Raw genomic sequence first — 17,808 nt, forward strand, 5'->3', positions numbered from 1 at the left:
GATTAAACCTCCTCGCTTTCGATGGCAGATTGTTGCTGGCCACTCATGGCCATTGCCATCACCGCCATACGCACCGCAATACCATAACCCACCTGATTTAAAATCAGCGACTGATTACCATCGGCGACGGCGGATTCGATTTCCACGCCACGGTTAATCGGCCCCGGATGCATAACAATGGCATCCGGTTTCGCTAACGCTAATTTTTGTTCGGTGAGGCCGTACAGTTTAAAAAACTCCCCTTCGCTGGGCAGCAGTGCGTTTTGCATACGTTCTTTTTGCAGCCGCAACATAATGACGACATCACAATCTTTTAAGCCGTCTTCCATACGATAAAACGGTTTAGCACCAATGGCTTCGATATCGGTGGGTAATAGGGTGCCGGGGCCAATCACACGTACTTCCGCTGCGCCCAAGGTGCGTAATGCATGAATCTGTGAGCGGGCTACCCGGGAATGCAGAATATCACCAACAATGGCCACCACTTTGCCAGCGATGCTGTTTTTATGGCGACGAATGGTCAGCATGTCGAGCATCGCCTGGGTCGGGTGTGCATGGCGGCCGTCACCGGCATTAATAATGGCAACATTCGGAGTGACGTGTTCGGCAATAAAATGGGCGGCACCGGAGTCGGAATGGCGCACCACAAACATATCGGAATACATGGCTTCCAGATTCCACAGGGTGTCCATCAGGGTTTCGCCCTTGGAAGTCGCCGACTTGGAAATATCCAGATTTAAAATATCGGCAGATAATCGCTTGGCTGCCAGCTCAAAGGTGGAGCGGGTACGGGTACTGTTTTCGAAAAACAGATTCACCACGGTTTTACCGCGTAATAACGGCACTTTTTTTACTGCCCGTTCCTGGGTGCTGATAAATGAATCGGCGGTGTCCAGAATTTCGGTTAATAACGCTTTACTTAAACCTTCGGTGGTTAAGAAGTGCTTCAGCCGGCCGTCGTCGGTCAGCTGCACCTGATGGGGAGGCAGGTTCATGATCAGTCTCTTTTCACTCGTCAATAATATCAGGCTAACGACAGGGTTAACGGTTGCGGGCCGGACAGTTTTACCAGCTGGCCGTCGGATAAATCCAGCGTTGCACCACACAAATCAGGCTGCACCGGCAGTTCGCGCCGGCCGATATCCAGCAGACAAACCAGTTTGATGCTGGCCGGGCGGCCGTAATCAAATAATTCGTTCATCGCCGCGCGAATGGTACGGCCACTCATGATCACGTCGTCGATCAGGATAATGTCGCGGTCTTCGATGCTGTCGGGCAGTTGTGAGCCTTTGACCTGTGGGTGCAGGCCGTGGCGGGTAAAATCGTCGCGGTAAAAACTGATGTCCAGTACGCCGATGGTTTCCTGCAGTTGCAGCTGTTGTTGCAGTCGTTCGGCAATCCAGACTCCGCCGGTGCGAATACCAACCAGCAGCGGGTTACTGATATTGTGTTGTTGCAATAATTGCTGCAGGCGCTGGCCTAATTGTTCACAGGTTTTTTCGCAGTCCTGTAATGCTTGCGGTAAGCCCATGTGCTCTCCAAAGATCAGTGTTAACAGGCAGGGCGGATTTAATCGCGCGGGTGTTCGCCCATCCAGCTTTCAAGAATCAGTTGTGCTGCCAGACCGTCGACGGAGTTGGCACCGAAGTCACGATTGCCACCGTGTTCAATGACCATGCCTTTGGCTTCATAGCTGGTCAGGCGTTCGTCCTGAGTATAGGCCGGGCGATGATAACGGCCCTCCAGACGTCTGGCGAATTTGGCCGCCCGGCGACTCATCTCTGACGGGGTGCCATCCATATTCAGCGGCAGGCCGACCACAAACGCATCCGGCTGCCATTCGTCAATCACTCGCTGCAGATTATCCCAGTTGGGAATGCCGTCTTTGGCCTTGATCGGATTCAGTGCCTGGGTGCCTGAGGTTAACCGTTGTCCGGTGGCAATGCCGATACGCTGGGTGCCGAAGTCGAATCCCATGACGGTCTGGATTTTGTTGCTGATAGCGACACCGGACATTAAGCGTGGCCTGCGTCGGAGCTGAGGAATTCCGGACTGATGCCCAGTTGTTTCAGGGCGCTGCGGTACAGGTCTTTGGCATCGGTTGCGAACAGCAGCTCCGGGCTGGCTTCAATGGTCAGCCAGGCGTTCTGCTTTAATTCTTCATCCAGTTGCTGCGCATCCCAGCCGGCGTATCCCAGTGCCATGCGGTAGTCACTGGGGCCGTTACCGGCAGCGATGGCTGTCAGGATATCTTTGGAAGACGTCAGATGGGCTTCTTCCACTACGTTCAGTGTTGAGTCCCAGTTGCCTTGCTGACGGTGCAGGATAAAACCGTGTTCCATGCTGACCGGGCCACCGGCCAGAATTACCGGATCAACCCCGGCCTGACGTTCGATTTCCAGTTGCTGGCAGATATCATCGAGGCTGACTCTCAGCGGCTTATTCAGCACCATACCCATTGCGCCGTCTTCGTTGTGTTCACATAAATAGGTGACGGTGCCTTCAAACCAGGAGTCTTCCAGCTGGGGCATAGCGATCAGCAGGTGATTTTTTAAACTGTTCAGTTGTTGCATTAATTGGCGTCCGACAGATAACGGTTACCTTTAAATTGCCAGGTACGGATGATTTCCAGGCGATCGGTGGTTTTGCGCATTTCGGCGGTAAACGGAGCAAAGGGCGAGGACTGACGCACGATGCGCATCGCAGCATCATCCAGTACTTTGCGGCCAGACGATTCAAGTACCCGCAGCTCATAAATAGTGCCGTCCGGATTGATCGCAACCAGCAGCCGCAGCCGGCAGTCGTTAAAGCAGTTTTCCGCCTCTCGCGGGTAATTGCGGGCACCGTTATCTTCGATCCGCCGCCGCCAGGAGTTTACATAATAGGCGTCGCTGGCTTTCATGGTGGAGGCAGCAGTTAACCGCTGAATCCGTGGTTGTTTGGCATACAGCTGACGCTGGCTGTCGAGTTTGGCTTCCAGGCTGGCGATTTCCAGGCTGCGCTGCAGCAGGGTTTTTTGTGGGCCATCCGGCAAATCGAGCGGGTTGGGGGGAATATCGGTTTGTTGCAGCTGGGTTTTCAGCCGGCTTTTGCCGCTGGTAGAAACCAGCCGTTGTTTGCCTTCCGGTTGTTTCGGTGCCGTGGCCTGTTGCTCCTGCGGGGAAGTTTCGTTGACCTGATTGTCGTGGAAGTTGGCTTCCATATCCGTGGTCAGCATTTTGGCTTCATCCAGTGTGCCGCTGCCCTGCTGATTTTCCTGGGCGATAAAGTCAGCCTGTTCCGGTGCGCTATCGCTTTTGTAGCTGGCCAGGGTAACTTCCAGGGTTTTTGACAGGCTGGAGCGATCGCTGGCACTGAAACTGATGCCGAGAATCAACATAGCGTGAATGACCAGTGCCAGAAATAAAGCGAATGACAGACGGTCGGTACTGGTGACAGCAGCGGCAGACATGCGCGTGAATTAACCTCAGAAAATGACGATGCAAAACACCGCAAGTCTGCGCTTATCCGGCAAATTTGTCCACCGGCGGCGTAACGCTGGTGGACGCTGCGTCACAGTTTTTCCAGCAGCTTGTCGATCAGCAGACCGGCAACGTCAATGCCGGAGTCGCGGCTGATTTCGCGCACGCAGGTCGGGCTGGTGACATTAATCTCGGTGAGCGAGTTGCCGATCACATCCAGGCCAACAAAATACAAGCCTTTTTGTTTCAGGATCGGACCGATCTGTTCGGCAATGGCGCGGTTTTCATCACTCAGTGGCTGGGTCACACCGGAACCGCCGGCTGCCAGGTTGCCACGGGTTTCACCTTTGGCCGGGATGCGCGCCAGGGTATACGGCACGGGTTCGCCATCAATCATCAGGATACGTTTATCGCCGTCGACAATCTCGGGGATAAAACGCTGCGCCATAATCTGTTGCTGGCCATGATTGGTCAGTGTTTCGATAATCACGGAAACATTCGGGTCATCCGGCTTCAGGCGGAAAATCGACGAGCCGCCCATGCCATCGAGTGGTTTAAAGATGACGTCGCCGTGATCGGCGTGGAACTGCTTCAGCAGGTTGGCGCTGCGGCTGACCAGGGTTGGGGTCATCAGTTCCGGAAAGGCGGTGGCAAACACCTTTTCGTTGCAGTCCCTCAGGCTTTGCGGTTTGTTGGCGACCAGCACTCCGGCCTGTTCGGCGCGCTCCAGAATATAGGTGGAATAAATGAACTCGCTGTCGAACGGCGGGTCCTTGCGCATAATAATGATGTTCAGCTCAGATAACGGTGCCTGGCGGTAGTCTCCCAGCTCAAACCAGTTATCCGGATTCATCTGTACTGAAATTGGCGCCATTCGCCCCATGGCGATGCCATTCTCTATATAAAGGTCACCCTGTTCCATATACCAGAGTTCACAACCACGCTGCTGAGCCGCATACAGCAGTGCCAGCGAAGTGTCTTTTTTATAGGTGATATCGGCAATCGGGTCCATGACCACGGCTAATTTGATGCTCATACAGTCTCCGGCGAAGCAATCAAGCAGAATTGGCTTGGCAGCAGTGTAACTTATTGACTCTTCATATGGCGCAACAGATTTTCATCGTGCATGGTTCTATATTCGCATCAAGGCCGCTAGCTTGGGGCTGCCAAGTGTGGTACAAAAGTGCGCAATGGCGTCTCTTGCGGTCGAAAGACAGTCGCTGAATAAAATACAAAGAAATGGATGGTTAAGGCCTCCCTATGGACGATAACTTTCAGAATGTAAAAGTCATGGTCATCGACGACAGTAAAACCATTCGTCGTACGGCTGAGACTCTGCTAAAAAAAGTCGGCTGCGAAGTCATCACGGCAACAGATGGTTTTGATGCGCTCGCGAAGATTGCTGACACACATCCGGACATCATTTTTGTCGACATCATGATGCCCCGTCTGGATGGCTACCAGACCTGTGCCCTGATTAAAAATAATTCTAAGTTCAAATCGACGCCGGTCATTATGTTGTCCAGTAAAGATGGCTTATTTGATAAGGCGAAAGGACGTATTGTTGGTTCAGATGAATATCTGACCAAGCCATTCAGTAAAGAAGAATTGCTTGGCTCGATTCGCCAGTACGTAAAATCCTGAGCCCGCGAAACACAGAATTTGAGAGGAAGTAGGCATGGCCCGCATCTTGGTAGTTGATGATTCACCCACTGAAACCGAAGCGTTTAAGAAAATGCTGGAAGCAAATGGTCACGAAGTGATCAGTGCGGAAAACGGTGCAGATGGTGTTGCTGTCGCTCGTCAGGAAAAGCCTGATGTAGTGCTGATGGATATTGTGATGCCTGGCCTGAATGGCTTTCAGGCAACCCGCCAGTTAACCAAAGACCCTGAAACCAAACATATCCCGGTGATCATTGTGACCACCAAAGATCAGGAAACTGATCGTGTCTGGGGTAAGCGTCAGGGTGCCAGTGGTTATCTGGTTAAGCCGGTGGTTGAAGCCACTCTGCTGTCTGAAATCAGCTCGGTAATGGCAGGCTGATATGCATCCGTTTGCTCAGCTGCTTGATATCGCCGAACGCAGCCGCGCCAACGCCTCCGCTCTGCCGCAACAGGTTGAGCTGGTAGCGTATTGGCGCGGTGTTGGTTTTATGCTGGCAGGCCAGCATTTTGCCGCCGATATGGCCGAAGTGGCTGAAATTCTGCAGCCGCCGCGCCTCACAAAGGTGCCGGGGGTGCGCAGTTGGGTGCTGGGTGTGGCCAATGTGCGTGGCCGCCTGGTACCGATTATGGATCTCGCCGGTCTGCTCGGTTTGCCTTCCAAGGCTAACTGGCGCAGTCGCCGGGTACTGGTGGTTGAACACGGTGACCATATGATGGGGTTACTGGTGGATGCGGTGCTGGGTATGCAGCAATTCGCGGAAGATCGTCAGGTAGAAGCGCCGGATGCCGAAGCGGCAACGGCGAAGTTTGTCACCCGCGCCTATGAGCGTGATGGTAAGGTCTGGCCGGTGTTTCAGCTGCTGGATCTGGTGCAGGCGCCGGAATTTTTACAGATAGCGGTGTAACGAATCACCCCTGCTGTGCAGTTTTATCAGTTGCGTTGAGTTCAGCGGTTCTCCGCCCGGCGTGACTACGACAATATAATTAGCCGCAAGGCGAAACTTGAAAGAGTGAGTGTGGAGAGGAACGCATGAGCGAAAACACGGGAAGCGTCTTATCGACGGTCTTCAGAAACCGCATTAACGGTATTCTGGCCGGCCTGTTGTTCTTATTCCTGGGTATCTTTATTGCCATTACGGTGTATGTGAATGCCCTGGCAAACCGGGATGACCAATATATTAAACACGCTGGTGAGCTGCGGGTTCTGTCCCAGGAGCTGGCGAAAAACGCGGTGGAAGCGGCCGGTGGTAAAGAGGAAGCTTTCCGCGAGCTTCGTGTTGCCCGTGACAACTTCGATCAGCGTTGGGGCTACCTGACCAAAGGTAACCCTGATACCGGTCTGCAGCCGGCCGAAATTGCTCAGATGACCGATGTACAGGGTATCTGGGATTCGGTGAAAGGTAATGCTGACCAGATTGTCCGCGCTCAGGACATCATTCTTTCCCTTCACGAAGTAGCCGCCACACTTGCAGAAACGATTCCTCAGCTGCAGGTGGAATACGATGAGATTGTAGAGATCCTGCTGGATAACGGCGCCCCGGCCGACCAGGTAGCGGTTGCTCAGCGTCAGTCCTGGCTGGCGGAACGTATTGTACGCTCGGTGAACAAGGTACTGGCCGGTGGTGAAGATGCGGTAATGGCCGCCGATGCTTTCGGTCGGGATGCCTCGTTGTTTGGCCGCGTATTGAACGGCATGATTCAGGGCAATGTCGCCATGAACATTTCCCAGGTAACCGACGAAGAAGCTATTTACGCTCTGGCTGAGGTAGCCGAGCTGTTCGAATTCGTATCCGGATCGGTGGATGAGATTCTGGAAACATCGCCTGAACTGTTCCAGGTTCGGGAAGCATCCGACAACATCTTTGCCGACTCCCGCACCTTGCTGGATCAGGCTTCTCAGCTGACCATTACCATTCAGAACGATACCGGCCAGCGTGCCCTGTTACAGATTGTTGGTTATATCTCCGCGCTGCTGGCGATTGTGATGATGGTGGCCTTTGGTGTGGTTTCCTATCGTGAAACCCGTCGCGACCTGGATGAAACGGCGAACAAAAACGAACAGAACCAGATGGCGATTCTGCGTCTGCTGGATGAAATTGCCGACCTTGCAGACGGTGACTTAACCGCCTCCGCAACGGTAACCGAAGACTTCACCGGTGCGATTGCTGACTCCATCAACTACGCCATCGACCAGATGCGCTCACTGGTATCGGCGATTAACGAAACAGCCGTACAGGTATCGTCCGCTGCTCAGGAAACCCAGGCGACAGCGATGCACCTGGCGGAAGCATCTGAGCACCAGGCGCAGGAAATTGCCGGAGCCTCAGCCGCAATTAACGAAATGGCGGTGTCGATTGACCAGGTATCTGCCAACGCATCTGAATCATCCGCGGTTGCGGAGCGGTCGGTTGCGATCGCCAATAAAGGTGCCGAGGTGGTACAGGCAACGATTAACGGTATGGATAACATCCGTGAGCAGATTCAGGAAACCTCCAAACGGATTAAACGTCTGGGTGAGTCCTCTCAGGAGATTGGTGACATCATCTCCCTGATTACCGATATTGCTGACCAAACCAACATTCTGTCGCTGAACGCCGCGATTCAGGCATCGATGGCGGGTGACGCCGGTCGGGGCTTCGCGGTGGTTGCGGATGAGGTACAGCGTCTGGCAGAACGGTCAGCCGCTGCAACCAAACAGATTGAAGCACTGGTTAAAACGATTCAGAACGATACCAACGAAGCGGTAATCTCGATGGAAACCACCACTTCCGAGGTGGTGCGTGGTGCTCGTCTGGCGCAGGACGCCGGTGTGGCACTGGAAGAAATTGAAAACGTATCGAAAAACCTGGCTGACCTGATTCAGAACATTTCCAACGCGGCTCGTCAGCAGGCATCGTCTGCCGGTCATATTTCCAACACGATGAACGTGATTCAGGAAATTACCTCGCAAACGTCGGCGGGTACTACCGCAACGGCGAAGTCGATTGGTAACCTGGCGGAAATGGCCAATAAACTACGGGAGTCGGTTGCCGGCTTTAAACTGCCTGAAAGTGAAGCGGAGCTGGATCAACAGCAAGTGCTGTAAGCTCCTGAATTTTCATGTCTCATCATTTACGAACCGGGTTAACTTCGGTACCTGAGCTGGACGATGTCCAGTTCGGGCGCTGGCAGAATTTGCTGGAAGAGCGCACGGGCATGTGTTTGCCACTGCAACGGCGTTCTTTTCTGCAAACCAGTCTGGGCCTGCGTATGCAGGAGATTGGCTGTCAGAATTACCAGGAGTATTACGACAGGGTCACCGACGGACCGTCGGGAGCCATTGAATGGAATACCCTGGTGGACCGTCTGACGGTTCAGGAAACCCGCTTTTTTCGTGATCCGGATGCCTACGCCTTTGTTGATCAGTTTGTTCAGCAACAGGCTGCCGAGATGGGACCTGACGACACGCTGGAATGCTGGAGTGTTGGTTGTTCTTCCGGAGAAGAAGCTTACAGCCTGGCAATGGTCGCTGACCGTTACCTGACACCACAGAGCAAACGTTTTGCGATCACCGGAACTGATATTTCCACCATCGTATTGCGTAAGGCCCGGGCTGGCCGTTTTCAGCCCCGGGCTCTGGACTGGGTGCCACAGGATTATCTGGCCCGGGCTTTCAAAAACAGCGGTATTAACGAAATTGAGATCAGCGATCATTTACGAAAACGTTGTTGCTTCAGTCAGGTGAATATCCTGAATCTGAACGCGTTTCCGCTGGATTCTCAGCACATTATTTATTGTCAGAATGTTCTCATCTATTTTCGCCGCTGGCGTCGTCGGGAAATTCTGAATGTATTGGCCGAACGTCTGGCTCCGGGTGGCATTTTAGTCATCGGGCTGGGAGAGATGGTGGATTTCAGCCATCCGTTGCTGGAGCCGGTGCGCAGCAGTCAGGTATCTGCATTCGTGCGTAAGAAAACGAATTCGACAGGGGAGACCGCAAGGCGATGAGCCAGGACTACATCGCCCTGGAATGGGTAAAAGGGGAAGTTGAAGAAACGCTGCAGCAGGCCCAGCAAGCGCTGGAAGCCTATGTAGAAAACCCCGGGGATAAAAGCCGACTCAAATTCTGTCTGAGCTACCTGCATCAGATCCAGGGCACTCTGCAAATGGTGGAGTTTTACGGCGCGGCACTGCTGGCGGAAGAAATGGAGGCGGTGGCGTTAGCCATGGCCGAAGGCCGCAGTGAAGATATGCGTGCACTTGAGGTGCTGATGCAGGCTATTTTGCAGCTGCCGCATTATCTGCAACACGTTAAAGTGGGTCGTCGTGACCTGCCGGTGGTGTTGTTACCGATCCTGAACGAATTGCGCGAAGTGCGTGGTGAAAGTGTGTTGCCGGAAGCGGCGTTGTTTTCACCTGTGATTCGTCATAATCCGCTGTTAACGGCGAAGCAAGCCGCCTTGTACGATGGCGCTGACTTCCGCCAGTGGGCGAAAAAAGTTCGCCAGATGTTACAGACGGCAATGTTGCAGTTATTGCAAAACAAGCAGCCGGACGTCGCTAAGCAGTATCTGGCAAAAGTGTTTGCCCGCCTGCATAAAGCGTTACACAGCACGCCACAGGGCAAAATCTGGTTGCCGGCACTGGCCTTTACCGAATGGCTGCAAAAACAACAGCAGTTGCCGGAAAACAGTAAACAGTTGCTTGGCCAGCTGGAAAAACTGGTTCGTGATGCGGCAGAGCAAGGCGCGGCGGCAATTAACCAGGCTCCGGATGATGAGCTGATCCGTACATTGTTAATGTTTGTCGCTCAGTCGGATATCAGTGGCGAAGCCATTCGCGAAGTCCGGGCCGAATTTTCGCTCAATAATGCACTGGTCAGCGAAGCGGATATTGAGCAGCAGCGTAAAGAACTGGCCGGTCCTGATAAAGAAACGGTAGACCAGGTATTGCATGCCCTGGTTGAGGAAATTGCTGCCGTTAAAGACCGGCTGGACCTGTTGGTACGGGGCAAAGAGAACCGCACCAGCGCACTGCAGGATGTGTCACCGGCGTTAAAACAGATCAGCGATACCATGGCCGTGTTAGGCCTGGGCATGCCGCGCAAAGTACTGCAGGAGCAGCAGGGCGAAGTGGCGCGTCTGATTGCCGAAGGACGTGAAGCGGAAGATCATCACCTGATGGATATTGCCGGTGCGTTGCTGTACGTCGAAGCGACGCTGACGGGAATGAAGCATGAAGGTGACCTGCATGCCAAAGTTAGTGAGAGCTCACTGACCGATGCCCAGAAGGCGGTGTTGCGTGAAGCGCGCAATGTGCTGGAGCAGGTTAAAGATGCGATTGTGGAATACATCGCCAAGCAGTGGTCGGCGGCCGAACTGGCTGAGGTACCTGCGCTGTTGCACAGCATTGAAGGTTCTCTGAGCATGATTCCGCTGCCACGGGTGGCGGATATTCTGTCGCAGGCCGCCGCTTTTGTTCAGCATCAGTTGATCAGTGAAGAGTTAAAGCCACAGTGGTCCGTGCTCGATACGCTGGCGGATGTGTTAACCGGTGTTGAATATTTCATCGAGCGTTACAGTGAAAAGCCGGGCAATGCCGGTGATGATCTGTTACTGCGCGCGGAAGAGTCACTGGCAGAACTGCCGGCGACTGAATCTCTGGACGATGTGATTGAAGATATTGATCTGACTGCCGGAGATGACGTGGCGGAAGTTGAACTGACGGCGGAGTCCGACAGTGAAACAGTGGATCACAGCGCAATTGCTGACGTTCAGGATGCTGACGCTCAGGCTGATGCGGATAACGCTGACATCATTGAACTGGATGATTCCGATGCCGCTGCGATCAGTGCCAGTGTTGCCGATATTGAATTGCAGGCGGCGGGAGTCACTGACGCAGAGCCTTCTGCGGCTGATAGTCAGGCCACAAGCGATGACGTTGAGGTTACGGATGTCGCGGAAGTGGCGGAAGTGGCGGAAGCGCCTGAAGTTGCTGATGAGCCTGAGATTGCAGCAGCCCCCGAGGTGGACGCAGAGGACGATGATGATCTGATCGATGATGAAATCATCGAAATTTTCCTCGAAGAAGCGGAAGAAGTAACCGAAACGCTGGACGAGTTCTGGCCGAAGTTTAAGTCTGATCGTAATGATCAGGATGCGTTAACCACTGTGCGGCGTGCGTTCCACACCCTTAAGGGCAGTGGTCGTATGGTGCAGGCAGCGGTTATCGGTGAGTTGGCCTGGTCGGTTGAAAATATGTTCAACCGGGTGCTGGATGAAACCATCAGCATCAGCGATAACCTGGTGGCGCTGGTTGATCATGTGATCGCTTCTCTGCCGGAGCTGATCGATGACTTCCGTTGCCGCCGTGCCGCGGCGATTGATACTCAGCCATTGATGGATTATGCCACAGCGCTGGCTGCAAATGAGGTGGTTGAGCCATTCGCCCAGCTGACTGAAGCAACACCAGCGGCTGAGCCGCAGGCTGAAAGCGAAGTGCTTGAGGAAGAAGATGAAGATGCAGCTTTGCTTGAAGTCTTTGTTGCTGAAGCCAATGCCCACCTGGTATCGGTGGAAGAGTTTATTCAGCAAAGCCGCGATGAGGAATTCCTGAATCCGCTCAGCGATCAGCTGCAGCGGGCGCTGCATACGTTAAAAGGCAGCGCACATATGGCGGGCATTGCAGCCATCGCTGAAGTGGCTGCACCGCTGGAAAGAATGATCAAAGAGCTGCGTGCTTATCAGGTCAAAAATGCGCCGGGTATCGTCAATCTGGTGGAAGAAGCTGATGCCCTGATCCGCGAAGGTCTGGCTAATGATTCCCTGATGGCGCTGGAAAAAATTAACGGTGCCGATGAATTTGTTGAGCGTTTGCTGCAGCTTGAGCAGCTACTACTGGAGCCACTACTACAGGCGCAGCAGGACGGTAATTCCGGGCCAACACCTCAAACCATCGCTGCGTTTTTGGCGCAGGGGATGGATTCCCTGCTGGAAGCTGATGAACTGTTGCGCCAGTGGCGTGAGCAGCAGGATGAAGACATTCTGCAGCGGCTGTGTAAAGACCTGGATCAGGTTGCGCGCGGCGCAGCAAAAGCCGAGCTGCCGAATATCGAAATGCTGGCTAATGCCCTGGACGTGTTCTACGGCCGTTTGGTGTCGCAACACATCGCTGCCGATGAGAGTCCGCTGGCGTTATTAGCCGAAGCTCAGGAAGCGTTATTAGGAATGATGGATTGCCTGGCGGCAGGCCAGGAAACCCAGCCGGCGCTGGCACTGATCGAACAACTGAATAACTGGCAGGCGCCGCAGTCCGCTGAGGTTGCTGACGCGCAACGGCTGTTGGATGACGATGCTCCGGGTGAAGAACTGCTGGATATTGAATCAGCAGAGCCGGCCCGCGAGCCAGAGTTTCCAGCAGAGGATGCCGTCAGCCAGATCGGGCAGGATGAGGCGACTGCAGACCAGAGTGCTGCTGATGAGATGCCGCCACTGGCTGAGGTGGTTGAAGAAGACGATGATGAAATTCTCGATATCTTCCTGGAAGAGGCCGAGGAGGTATCTGAAGCGATTGAAGCCGCGATGGAGCGCTGGCAACAACAGCCGGACAATCTGTTGGATGTCGCTCAGCTACAGCGCGAACTGCACACCCTGAAAGGGGGTGCTCGTATGGCTGAGCTGCAGGAAATAGCGGAGTTATGTCATGAGCTGGAAACCCTGTACGAAAAAGTAAATGATGGCCGGCTGGGTGTCACTCCTGAACTGTTTACCCTGCTGCAACGTTGTCATGATGCTTTGGCGGCACAGCTCGATGCAGTGCGCCAGGGTGGAATCGCCAGGAACGAACAGGCATTAATCAGCGAAATACTGGCTTACGGCGATCCGTCCCGGGCGGCTGAGATGGTCGTTGATGAGTTGCCTCAAGACTCAGAACCGGATGAGCCGGTTGTGGCTGATATCACAGACGATGCTCAGTTTGATGCTGAACATCCGTCGCCTGACGCGCAGATGCAGCCGGCGGCAGACATGCCGGTGGTCGAGGCGCTGGATGAATCTGACCGCGAAATTCTGGAAATTTTCCTGGAAGAAGCCAACGAGCTCCAGGAGCAGCTGGATAAAACGCTGCACGACTGGGAACAGGATGCCAGCGATTTATCCCACGCCAGTGAGGCACAGCGGGTATTACACACCCTGAAAGGTGGCGCACGGTTAGCGGGCCTGACGGAAATCGGCGATGAGTCTCACGACTTTGAAGCCAATATTCTGCGGGCTCAGCAGGGCCAGATTGCGATTGATGGCGAGTTATTCCGCCATTATTACCGTATTCATGACTCGCTGACGCAAAAAATTGAAGCCGTGGCAGACAGCCTGGAAAGTGACGGTTTTGTTTCTCTGGGCGATAAAGCCATTGTGCTGGATATTGAAGAGCCGGCGCCGCTGGAATCAGCCTCCGACATCAGCAGCGAACAGCAGCCGACGTCGGCTGCCGATGATACGCAGACTGAGAATGATAGCGCTGACGATAGCCCTGAGGTTAGTGAAACCAATGTTGTGCCGTTACGACCGGAAGCTGCAGCGCCGGTTGCGGCTGCTCAGCCGGCTGCCGCGCAAGCGCAACAAAACCCCCAGGCGAATGTGCGCAAAGCGCCACAGGAGCTGGTGAAGGTATCGGCCGACCTGCTGGATAACCTGGTGAATCTGGCGGGTGAAACCTCGATTGGTCGTGGTCGTCTGGAACAACAGGTGACCGATTTCTCGTATACGCTCGACGAAATGGATATGACGCTGGATCGTTTGCGCGATCAGTTACGGCGTCTGGATATGGAAACCGAAGCTCAGGTGTTGTTCCGTCAGGAACGCCAGGGGCCGGATTATGATGATTTCGATCCGCTGGAAATGGACCGCTATTCCGCGATGCAGCAGCTGTCCCGGGCACTGGTTGAATCCGCTTCGGATTTGCTCGATTTAAAAGACACGCTGTCGGATAAAACCCGCGATGCTGAAACTCTGTTGTTGCAGCAAAGTCGGGTCAACACCGAACTGCAGGAAGGTCTGATGAAGACCCGCATGGTACCGTTCCAGCGTCTGGTGCCACGCTTACGCCGTATTGTGCGTCAGATCAGTCTGGAGCTGGGTAAGCAGGTCGAACTGAAAGTATTTAATGCCGACGGTGAAATGGACCGGACCATTCTGGAGCGTCTGATTTCGCCGCTTGAGCACATGGTACGGAACGCCGTTGACCATGGTATGGAAAACGACAGTGATCGTCTGGCGGCGGGTAAGCCGGAAGTGGGCAGTATTGAACTGGATCTGTCGCGTGATGGCGGCGATATCGTACTGAAGCTGCGGGATGACGGTAAAGGTGTGAATCTGGATGCTGTCCGCAAAAAAGCCGTTGAACGTGGCTTGATGGACCCGTCGGCCGATCTCACTGATGAGGAAGTGATGCAGTTTATTCTGCAGGCCGGTTTCTCCACTGCTGAGCAGGTGACACAGATTTCCGGCCGTGGTGTTGGCATGGACGTGGTCAGCAGTGAAATCAAACAAATGGGCGGCAGCGTAGCCATTGCTTCGGAAGCTGGCCAGGGTACTGAGTTCACCATTCGTCTGCCATTTACAGTGTCGGTTAACCGCGCTCTGATGGTACGGGTCGGGGATGACCTGTATGCCGTACCTCTGAACAATATTCAGGGTATCGTGCGGGCATCAGCGTCGGAGCTGCAGGGCTTGTATGAAAAACCGGCAGAGCAACGCCACTACAACTATGCAGGCGCTGATTACCGGCTCGAATACCTTGGCAATATGCTGGATAACGAAGCGCAGCCAAAATTTGCCGCACAACATCTGCCATTGCCGGTATTGCTGATCCGTGGCGCAACACCGTTTGCACTGCAGGTTGATTCGTTGCTGGGCTCCCGGGAGATTGTGGTAAAAACACTGGGACCACAATTCGCTTCGGTGATGGGGGTGTCCGGCGGTACCATTCTGGGTGATGGTAGCGTGGTGATCATTCTTGATTTACCGGCAATGATCCGTACTCAGGCCAGCCTCGAGTACCAGCAGGCGAAAGCGCTGGATGTACAGGATGCCGAACGTCGTCACGAGCTGGAGCGTCGCTTGCCGCGGGTTCTGGTGGTGGATGATTCGGTGACGGTACGTAAGGTAACCACCCGTTTGCTGGAACGTAATGGTATTGAAGTCTTTACCGCCAAAGATGGTGTGGATGCCATGGCGACATTGCAGGATCATAAGCCGGATCTGATGCTGCTGGATATCGAAATGCCACGGATGGACGGTTTTGAGGTGGCCTCTCAGGTGCGCCATGACTCCCGTTTACATGACATACCGATCATTATGATTACCTCCCGGACCGGTGATAAACACCGCGAGCGGGCGTTATCGATTGGTGTGAATGAATATATGGGTAAACCGTTCCAGGAAGACACCTTGCTGGAGACCATGAATAAGCTGTTAGGACGCAAGGACCACTGATATGGGGTTGCCCAGGGTCGGCATACTGGCAGATGACCGGCTGCAGCAACACCTGTTGAAAAGTGCGCTGGTGCACTTTGGTTTTGATGTAGTGGTCAACGCGGATCCGCAACGTATGGATCTGCTCAACTTCGATCAGCTGGAACTGGATGCCTGGCTGATTGATCTGCAGGACGAAGACGAAGAACATTTTCACTGGCTGGATCGCTTGCTGGACAGCGATACTCCGGTGTTAATGGGCTTTGCCCGGGCGCCGCATAAAAACTGCCCGACTTTTCCCAAGTGGGAAAAACGCCTGTACAGCAAGCTGCGCGAGATGGTACACGCCACGCCTGTGGTTGCCGAAGATGTCGCCGTGCTGGATAAGCTGACGACCTCATTCGATGCCGGCAAATTGTCGTTGCCGGCCATATTTCAGGATAAAAACTTTTCCGGTCAGGTCGCTGCGCAAGTCTGGGTCTTGGGTGCCTCTCTGGGAGGGCCGGGAGCCGTTAAAAGTTTTCTGGACGCCTTACCCGGTGGTTTGCCGGTTGCCTTTATCTACGCCCAGCATATTGACCCGCGCTTTGAACAGACGCTGGCGACGACCATTGGTCGTCATGCCGACTATGAGATGCGGCGTTTCAGTGAAGGGGATGCGCTACGCTGTGGTGAAATTCTGGTTGCTCCGATCGAAAATGAGTTCAGTTTTGTTGAAGGTCGGCTGCATGATCATCATACTGGCTGGCCCGGTCCTTATGGCCCATCTATTGATCAGGTTATCCTTAACGTTCACAGTTGTTATGGCGAACGTGCTGGTTATATTCTGTTCAGTGGTATGGGCAATGATGGTGCCGAGGCCATTGTTGGCCTGCCGGATGAGCAACTGAAAATATGGGCCCAGTTGCCGCAAAGCTGTGCCAATTCGTCCATGCCGGAAAGCGCGATTGAAACCGGTCGGGTGCGTTACAGTGGCGATCCACAGCAGTTGGCACTGCAGCTGGTTAATCATATAAAAAACACATGGGTAGATAACAATGAGTCAATCTCTGACTAAAACCAATGCACCAAATCAGGTTGATTGTCTGCTGATCCCGCTGAAAGATAAGAACCTGATTCTGCCCAACGTGGCAGTGGCGGAGATTGTGCCGTTTTCTCACCTGCTGACCACGGCTTCCAGTGTCGACTGGATGTTAGGGCGGATCGACTGGCGTGGTGTACCGATTCCTGTATTGTGTTACGAGATGTTGTGTCAGCAGTCTGCGCCGGCACCTAACCCGAATGCACGTTTCGCCATTATTAACGGTGTTGGTAATCACCAGCAAATGCCGTTTTATGCCATGTTAGTACAGGGCATTCCGCGTCTGATTCACGTGGATAAAGAAGAAATTCAGGCAGTGGATGCTATGAATATGGGCCAATTTGACCAAACAGCGGTCACGATTGGCCGTGACCCGGCGATCATTCCGGATCTCGACTTGGTAGAACAAGAATTAATAAACCATATCTGAGGTAAGTATGCTGAAGTGGATAATAACTTTTGCTGTATTTCTGTGTACTAACGTGGCGCCGGTCCAGGCGGCAAGCACAGAAGTAAAAGACCTGCTGTTTCTCGAAGCTCATGCCTATCGGCTGACAGCCGATGCCAGCATTCTGTCATTACAGGAAGGTGGTGCGCGTTATCATCGCCGGCTGGATAACACCGTCAGCAGTGGTAATGATGTGGCTAGCCGGGTTGAACCTCGCTGGCCCGGGGTTGCCAGACAGTGGCAGAAATCCACTACATTCGTTAATAACCAGCGCCAGGTTGCAGCCAGTAACTCAGATGTAAACTTTGTTAACGATCTGAAAGAAATTCAGGCCCAGCTGTACAGCAAAATTAATGCGGCAAAAGATAGCCTGTCTTTTGAAGAAACCAGTGAAGACAACCTGGCGGCGTTAACCGCTATGGTTGCGCTGGAGCAGATGGTTGAAGAATATATGTTGTTCAACGTAAACGTATTTGGAGGGCTGGCCGAGACGGAAACCAGCATGAAGAAAAATGCCCGGATTTTCCGCAATGCGGTGGCAAAGATGACCGATACTTCAGCACGGACTCAAATCATGAGTAAGTGGAGTTTTATTGAAAAAACTCTGCTGAACTACAACCAGCAATCGGCCACCTTTATTGTGATGAAAACCACCGACAAAATCAGAGAGTTGTTGTCGGTATAGAGAGCTTCCTGCGCCAGTCA

The 17,808-nt window shown here is 53.6% G+C and carries 15 protein-coding genes; 9 read left to right on the plus strand and 6 right to left on the minus strand.

Annotated features, from left to right (window positions below):
- Positions 1 to 2: 2 nt before the first annotated feature.
- The 6 genes from ACFOMG_RS10830 to gshB all read right to left on the minus strand — a co-directional run bounded on the left by ACFOMG_RS10830 (position 3) and on the right by gshB (position 4,497).
- On the minus strand, positions 3 to 995 hold the full coding sequence (locus ACFOMG_RS10830; RefSeq protein WP_376866592.1) for an aspartate carbamoyltransferase catalytic subunit: 993 nt from the start codon (positions 993 to 995) through the stop codon (positions 3 to 5).
- A gap of 29 nt (positions 996 to 1,024) precedes the next feature.
- A complete protein-coding gene (pyrR, locus tag ACFOMG_RS10835; protein ID WP_376866593.1) occupies positions 1,025 to 1,531 on the minus strand; it encodes a bifunctional pyr operon transcriptional regulator/uracil phosphoribosyltransferase PyrR in 507 nt (168 codons plus the stop codon).
- Between the two features lie 38 nt (positions 1,532 to 1,569).
- Complete coding sequence (gene ruvX / locus ACFOMG_RS10840; RefSeq protein ID WP_376866595.1) at positions 1,570 to 2,016, minus strand: Holliday junction resolvase RuvX; 447 nt, start codon at positions 2,014 to 2,016, stop codon at positions 1,570 to 1,572.
- Positions 2,016 to 2,573 (minus strand): YqgE/AlgH family protein, encoded by a 558-nt coding sequence (locus tag ACFOMG_RS10845; RefSeq protein ID WP_376866596.1) that lies wholly within the window; start codon positions 2,571 to 2,573, stop codon positions 2,016 to 2,018. The genes ruvX and ACFOMG_RS10845 overlap by 1 nt, the downstream gene beginning before the upstream one ends.
- Positions 2,573 to 3,451 (minus strand): energy transducer TonB, encoded by an 879-nt coding sequence (locus ACFOMG_RS10850; protein WP_376866597.1) that lies wholly within the window; start codon positions 3,449 to 3,451, stop codon positions 2,573 to 2,575. Before ACFOMG_RS10850 ends, ACFOMG_RS10845 begins: the two co-directional genes overlap by 1 nt.
- 101 nt (positions 3,452 to 3,552) lie before the next feature.
- A complete protein-coding gene (gene gshB / locus ACFOMG_RS10855; protein ID WP_376866599.1) occupies positions 3,553 to 4,497 on the minus strand; it encodes a glutathione synthase in 945 nt (314 codons plus the stop codon).
- A gap of 224 nt (positions 4,498 to 4,721) precedes the next feature.
- Here gshB and pilG point away from each other — a divergent pair, with 224 nt between their 5' ends.
- The 9 genes from pilG to ACFOMG_RS10900 all read left to right on the plus strand — a co-directional run bounded on the left by pilG (position 4,722) and on the right by ACFOMG_RS10900 (position 17,788).
- On the plus strand, positions 4,722 to 5,105 hold the full coding sequence (gene pilG, locus ACFOMG_RS10860) for a twitching motility response regulator PilG (protein ID WP_068660884.1): 384 nt from the start codon (positions 4,722 to 4,724) through the stop codon (positions 5,103 to 5,105).
- A 34-nt stretch (positions 5,106 to 5,139) separates the two neighbouring features.
- The gene (gene pilH / locus ACFOMG_RS10865; protein WP_376866600.1) at positions 5,140 to 5,505 is read left to right on the plus strand and encodes a twitching motility response regulator PilH; all 366 of its coding nucleotides are present in this window, start codon (positions 5,140 to 5,142) and stop codon (positions 5,503 to 5,505) included.
- Position 5,506: 1 nt separating this feature from the next.
- Positions 5,507 to 6,031, plus strand: a complete 525-nt coding sequence (locus tag ACFOMG_RS10870; protein ID WP_376866601.1) for a chemotaxis protein CheW — start codon at positions 5,507 to 5,509, stop codon at positions 6,029 to 6,031.
- A gap of 125 nt (positions 6,032 to 6,156) precedes the next feature.
- Positions 6,157 to 8,211 (plus strand): methyl-accepting chemotaxis protein, encoded by a 2,055-nt coding sequence (locus ACFOMG_RS10875; RefSeq protein ID WP_376866603.1) that lies wholly within the window; start codon positions 6,157 to 6,159, stop codon positions 8,209 to 8,211.
- Between the two features lie 14 nt (positions 8,212 to 8,225).
- The gene (locus ACFOMG_RS10880; protein ID WP_376866604.1) at positions 8,226 to 9,113 is read left to right on the plus strand and encodes a CheR family methyltransferase; all 888 of its coding nucleotides are present in this window, start codon (positions 8,226 to 8,228) and stop codon (positions 9,111 to 9,113) included.
- Positions 9,110 to 15,595: an Hpt domain-containing protein gene (locus ACFOMG_RS10885; RefSeq protein WP_376866605.1), complete on the plus strand. Its 6,486-nt coding sequence runs from the start codon at positions 9,110 to 9,112 to the stop codon at positions 15,593 to 15,595. The genes ACFOMG_RS10880 and ACFOMG_RS10885 overlap by 4 nt, the downstream gene beginning before the upstream one ends.
- Position 15,596: 1 nt before the next feature.
- Complete coding sequence (locus ACFOMG_RS10890; protein WP_376866606.1) at positions 15,597 to 16,631, plus strand: chemotaxis protein CheB; 1,035 nt, start codon at positions 15,597 to 15,599, stop codon at positions 16,629 to 16,631.
- Positions 16,612 to 17,085 carry a chemotaxis protein CheW gene (locus tag ACFOMG_RS10895; protein ID WP_376866607.1) on the plus strand — a complete coding sequence of 158 codons (474 nt, stop codon included), beginning with the start codon at positions 16,612 to 16,614 and terminating at the stop codon, positions 17,083 to 17,085. The genes ACFOMG_RS10890 and ACFOMG_RS10895 overlap by 20 nt, the downstream gene beginning before the upstream one ends.
- Before the next feature lie 7 nt (positions 17,086 to 17,092).
- A complete protein-coding gene (locus ACFOMG_RS10900) occupies positions 17,093 to 17,788 on the plus strand; it encodes a hypothetical protein (RefSeq protein WP_376866609.1) in 696 nt (231 codons plus the stop codon).
- The last annotated feature ends 20 nt before the right edge of the window (positions 17,789 to 17,808 follow it).

Origin of the sequence: Bacterioplanoides pacificum (assembly GCF_042648445.1) — a bacterium.
GTDB lineage: Bacteria > Pseudomonadota > Gammaproteobacteria > Pseudomonadales > Oceanobacteraceae > Bacterioplanoides > Bacterioplanoides pacificum.

Excerpts from the sequence above, each read along its gene's own strand:
- ACFOMG_RS10870 (WP_376866601.1), top strand. The coding sequence starts at position 5,507 with ATGCATCCGTTTGCTCAGCTGCTTGATATCGCCGAACGCAGCCGCGCC.
- ACFOMG_RS10900 (WP_376866609.1), top strand. The coding sequence starts at position 17,093 with ATGCTGAAGTGGATAATAACTTTTGCTGTATTTCTGTGTACTAACGTG.
- gshB (WP_376866599.1), bottom strand. The coding sequence starts at position 4,497 with ATGAGCATCAAATTAGCCGTGGTCATGGACCCGATTGCCGATATCACC.
- pyrR (WP_376866593.1), bottom strand. The coding sequence starts at position 1,531 with ATGGGCTTACCGCAAGCATTACAGGACTGCGAAAAAACCTGTGAACAA.
- ACFOMG_RS10885 (WP_376866605.1), top strand. The coding sequence starts at position 9,110 with ATGAGCCAGGACTACATCGCCCTGGAATGGGTAAAAGGGGAAGTTGAA.
- ACFOMG_RS10895 (WP_376866607.1), top strand. The coding sequence starts at position 16,612 with ATGAGTCAATCTCTGACTAAAACCAATGCACCAAATCAGGTTGATTGT.
- pilH (WP_376866600.1), top strand. The coding sequence starts at position 5,140 with ATGGCCCGCATCTTGGTAGTTGATGATTCACCCACTGAAACCGAAGCG.
- pilG (WP_068660884.1), top strand. The coding sequence starts at position 4,722 with ATGGACGATAACTTTCAGAATGTAAAAGTCATGGTCATCGACGACAGT.
- ACFOMG_RS10830 (WP_376866592.1), bottom strand. The coding sequence starts at position 995 with ATGAACCTGCCTCCCCATCAGGTGCAGCTGACCGACGACGGCCGGCTG.
- ACFOMG_RS10890 (WP_376866606.1), top strand. The coding sequence starts at position 15,597 with ATGGGGTTGCCCAGGGTCGGCATACTGGCAGATGACCGGCTGCAGCAA.
- ACFOMG_RS10880 (WP_376866604.1), top strand. The coding sequence starts at position 8,226 with ATGTCTCATCATTTACGAACCGGGTTAACTTCGGTACCTGAGCTGGAC.
- ACFOMG_RS10845 (WP_376866596.1), bottom strand. The coding sequence starts at position 2,573 with ATGCAACAACTGAACAGTTTAAAAAATCACCTGCTGATCGCTATGCCC.
- ACFOMG_RS10875 (WP_376866603.1), top strand. The coding sequence starts at position 6,157 with ATGAGCGAAAACACGGGAAGCGTCTTATCGACGGTCTTCAGAAACCGC.
- ruvX (WP_376866595.1), bottom strand. The coding sequence starts at position 2,016 with ATGTCCGGTGTCGCTATCAGCAACAAAATCCAGACCGTCATGGGATTC.
- ACFOMG_RS10850 (WP_376866597.1), bottom strand. The coding sequence starts at position 3,451 with ATGTCTGCCGCTGCTGTCACCAGTACCGACCGTCTGTCATTCGCTTTA.